3 protein-coding genes and 1 pseudogene are annotated in these 3,412 nt (G+C 32.2%); 3 read left to right on the top strand and 1 reads right to left on the bottom strand.

The window, feature by feature from the left end; all coding sequences use genetic code 11:
* Positions 1 to 121: 121 nt before the first annotated feature.
* The 3 genes from OA86_RS15045 (at position 122) to OA86_RS15035 (ending at position 3,262) form a co-directional block, all read left to right on the top strand.
* Positions 122 to 565, top strand: a complete 444-nt coding sequence (locus tag OA86_RS15045; protein WP_126340507.1) for a hypothetical protein — start codon at positions 122 to 124, stop codon at positions 563 to 565.
* A 298-nt stretch (positions 566 to 863) separates the two neighbouring features.
* Positions 864 to 1,964: a DUF2931 family protein gene (locus tag OA86_RS15040; RefSeq protein ID WP_074781450.1), complete on the top strand. Its 1,101-nt coding sequence runs from the start codon at positions 864 to 866 to the stop codon at positions 1,962 to 1,964.
* A 2-nt stretch (positions 1,965 to 1,966) separates the two neighbouring features.
* Positions 1,967 to 3,262 (top strand): phospholipase effector Tle1 domain-containing protein, encoded by a 1,296-nt coding sequence (locus OA86_RS15035; protein ID WP_039355133.1) that lies wholly within the window; start codon positions 1,967 to 1,969, stop codon positions 3,260 to 3,262.
* Here OA86_RS15035 and OA86_RS16075 read toward each other — a convergent pair.
* Positions 3,259 to 3,412, bottom strand: a pseudogene (locus OA86_RS16075) (IS982 family transposase); the annotation flags it as partial. The gene OA86_RS15035 and the pseudogene OA86_RS16075 overlap by 4 nt on opposite strands.

Below are 3,412 nucleotides of genomic sequence, written 5' to 3'. Positions count from 1 at the left end.
GGCTATAAACTGTTTGCTTGGTCTCATTCCCAGAGAGATAATCTTCGATAATCAACTTTTTCTCATGATCTGTGAAATACAGCTTGTTGTTACGCCACTGTCCTAAAATGGCTATACTTTCTTGATTCATTTTTACACTTTTTTGTGTAAACCTATTTTAGGACAAGTCAGAATTAAAGTACTGTTGAACGACAATGAGAAAAGTGTGACAATCTTAGATCCAAGTGGGATTACTTATTTTATGGATGGAGCGGGGAATATTACGGTGACAGCGCCAAAGAATATGACTTTTAATGCGGGAGAAAATTTGAATATCAATGTAGGGAAAAATATGACAACGAGCGTAGGTGAAGATCACAATATGAGTATTACTAACAACCATCAATTTACCTCAACAAATTATAAGCAAACAGTAAGTGAAAATAAGACAGTTACGATCATAGGAGATTTGAATGAGACAACTTCCACAACAACTCACAAAGCGAAAAACGGTGATATTTTGATACAAAGTGCAGGTGTAGCAAAAGTGTTGGGAAAAATTGATGCTAAAGTTAATAAAGGATAATGAATACTTTGCAAATAAAACTCCTTTTCATTTTAAAAGTCATCCCATGTTCAATTTTAGTTGGTCTGATATTTTTTTTAGTGGACCTGCTATTTTATGGTGAAGATCTCGGATACGGTTTATATATCTTATTTTATTTAAGTTTTGGATTAATGATTATGGCTTTTCTGATATTTATTATAGTAAGTATAATTTTTAAGAATAAATCTATTAGGTTTATTTTCAAAACATTTATTATCATGACACTATTTTTTACGATTTCGTCAATAATAATTCTTAATTATTTAACAACTTAATTATGATCAAAAGTATAATTAAGAATAGCGTTTGGATTCTAATACTTGTTAGCCAGCTATTGTCTTGCCAAAAAAATAATGATAAAACAAAAAATATGAGTTCAGAAATTTATGATTGGAAAGATGCAACTTCCTGTCCTTATGGCTTTCCAATAGATATTTACAAAGGAGGATTGCAAAATTTAAGAACAGGTTCTTATACCAGTCTTAAAGCTGGAACTACCATAGGAAATGGTTATTGGGGAGAAGCGAGTTATGGAATGGGTTCTGGTGTGAAATCTTTGCCTGATCATCTGAATGTAGTTTTTCTATCCTATGCAGAAGAAAAGTTTTACCAGATAGATGAAGATTTGGATTATGAAAAAATAAGAGAATATTTCAGAAAAGGTTATGATGTAAAACTGACAAATGGTTCTGGAGATATTCGTCATGTAAATTATGATACTTTCATAGTGGGATTTACGCCAGGAGGTGTTTGTGTGGTTTGGATCGCAGGTTTAGGCGTGCAAATAGAAGTTGGTAGATTTCAAGGGAAGGAAGTAGTGATCCCAAGTGAAGAAATAGAAAATTTAGACAGCCATGATCATCTTTTATTTGAACCTGAATACCGCCAAAAAATGATGAAGAATCCTCACATTGTTCCCAAAGAAATGCAAGGCAAAGAAATCCCCTTTGGTTTGTGGGATTCTTATAGAAAAAAATACAACTGGAAACCTGTTTTTAATTTGCCAGATGGACTTGTTTTGGATGAAAAAGGTGAGTTTGGAGTTGACTACTTCAATGGGGAAAGTGAATATATTTTTAATCAAAAATTTCCTATATCTGATTATACAAAAAATGCATTACCGAAAACATTAGCCTTTTCTTGGATGTCAAAAGAAAATAAAATCATTGCGGCAAATTGTAAACTAAATGAGCTATCTACTTTTAATGCATTTAAAGAAGTATTTGCAGAAGATTTTAATACAACTAATGCAGCAATGGAGATTAAAATAAACCAAGCAAATACTTTTTTTACAGTGAAATTAAAAGGAAGCAATGGTAAAGAAGTTTTTATAAAAACTGAAGATTTAGAGGTTTTTGCAATAAAACAATTCAAATAAATATGGGAACATTTGTATATAATACAGGCAATGGAAAAGCAGCAGTAGGTGAACTACATCTTTCATTCGGGATGTTTTTTGATGGTACTTTAAATAATATGAAGAACACCGAACTTCGTAAAAAGTATTTAGAGAAAGGGAACGATATAAAACCGGATGATGATGATGAGACAATTGCTAGAAAAGAAAAGAAACATGAAGCTGCCTTGGATGAACAGGATGAAAAGTACCACATGTACAAAAAAACTAAAATAGATAAGAATAATGAAGAATATTTAAAATATTTACGAAATTCTCATCGTGATGCCATTGATAAACAAGGGACAGATAATAGTTATGCCAATGATTACACGAATGTAGCAAGGAAATATACGTGCTGTGAAAGAAAAAAATATGCTCAATATATTGAGGGTATAGGAACAGGAATAGGGACTGATGATCCTATGCAAAATCCCACTGATGATATTGCAGAAGACAATACACATGGCTTTATGTATGGCGCAGGAAAAACGGGGATTAGAGGAAAAGTAAGAAAAGGATGCAAAAATTTAGCATTAAAAATAGGTGAGGAAAAGAACAGAAAAGACAACAAAAATAAAGTTTTATCTGAAATCACAATTGATGTCTTCGGATTCAGCCGTGGTGCAGCTGCAGCTAGAAACTTTGCGTATGAAGTAGTGGTAAAGGAGCAGGAAACACCCAGATCAAAAACAAAGAGAGAAAAAGTTGGCTACAGAAATAGCCGCTCTTTAGGTAATGATGGTGTAATACCAATTTATGAGAACAAAACCACTTATAAAGACGGTGATTGGCATGCTGTAGATGCATCTGCGGTAAAAGATGGCAAAATGCCTGTGCGTGGTTTGCTTGGCTATTATTTAATAAGCGAAGGTGTTTTAAGCCTCGAAGAATTAGAAGGTCTGTCTGTTACTAATCGTTTTTTAGGAATTTATGAAACCGTTTGCTCTTATGAAGAAACCTATGATAACGGTGTGATTTTAAAAATAAATATAGCGAGAAGTTTAAAAAATGACTTGTTTAAAAATGATGTTGCACAATTAAACCTGAACTCTTTAAGGGTAACTAAAGCAGTACATTTTACCGCACAAGATGAGCACAGAAAAAACTTTCGGTTAACGCGAATGAAAACTGGAATTGAGAAAAATTTTCCAGGTGTGCATTGTGATATTGGTGGTGCTTATGAAAACGAGACAGAAGTAAAAACAGAAATAGAAACTAATAACCATCTATCGAATAATGGTCTTGATGACTATAAGCAACCCGTAGTGCATTATTAAATTATTGAGATTTTAATATTGTTCATATTTCTTTTAAAGACAAATACGTTTACAAGTTGGATAAATGTTAATGCTGTTATTTTACTTAATATTCTGGTTTTAAAACCATTAAAAGATTTTGCATAATTATTTCTGATTTTAAATTGATCG

It is taken from the genome of Kaistella jeonii, assembly GCF_000812865.1.
GTDB lineage: Bacteria > Bacteroidota > Bacteroidia > Flavobacteriales > Weeksellaceae > Kaistella > Kaistella jeonii.
This window is presented reverse-complemented; position numbering and strand designations above follow the sequence as displayed.